This is a genomic window from Bradyrhizobium cosmicum, assembly GCF_032290525.1.
Lineage (GTDB): Bacteria > Pseudomonadota > Alphaproteobacteria > Rhizobiales > Xanthobacteraceae > Bradyrhizobium > Bradyrhizobium cosmicum_A.
On record NZ_JASXTA010000075.1, the window covers coordinates 1 to 757 of the forward strand.

A 757-nucleotide genomic window follows, 5' to 3' on the forward strand; every position below is an offset into this window, starting at 1 on the left:
TAAAGCGTGATGGCATTAAGTTCGATAGCCTGAATTTTTGAGATAGTTGGCGCATTCCTCGGGTGTGAAAGCGTCGAGTGCCTGGCCAATTGCCGCGCAGACTGCATCGACGGTTCGCGCGGCGGCTTTTCGGAGCAGGTGCTTGAGCTTGGCAAAGACCTGTTCGATCGGGTTCAGGTCGGGCGAATATTTTGGCAGGAAGAACAGTTTGGCACCGACCGAACGGATGAGCTGGCGAACTGCCTTGCTCCTGTGGCTGCCGAGGTTGTCCAACACGACGATATCGCCGGGTCGAAGGACAGGCAACAGAACCTTCTCGACATAGGTGCGAAAGCTCGCGCCGTCGATCGGCCCCTCGATGAACCACGGCGCATCGATCCGATCACAGCGCAATGCCGCCAGGAAGGTCATGGTCTTCCAGCGGCCGTGGGGAACCTTGGCGTGAAGTCTGCACCCGCGTGGCGCCCATCCCCGCAAGGGGGCCATATCGGTCCGCGTCCAGGTCTCGTCGATGAAGACCAGCCGTTCAGCTCCGACGCGGTCTTGATACTTTGCCCACTGGGCTCGCCGCCGCGCGACCTCTGGACGATCGCGTTCGCCAGCCGCCACGCTTTTTTTTGAAGCTGAGCTTCTCGGCGTGCACGAAGTCCCAGACCGAGTGATAGTCGACCTTTAGACCGCGGCCGGCAAGCTCGGCAACGAGCCCACGTATTGTGAAATCGCCGCCCTTGATCCGCTGCGACAGCCAGGCCGCATG

General features: G+C 60.6%; 1 pseudogene. It reads right to left on the reverse strand.

The annotated features are described in order from the left end of the window. Positions 1-15: 15 nt before the first annotated feature. A pseudogene (locus tag QSV46_RS39080) lies at positions 16-757 on the reverse strand (IS630 family transposase); the annotation flags it as partial.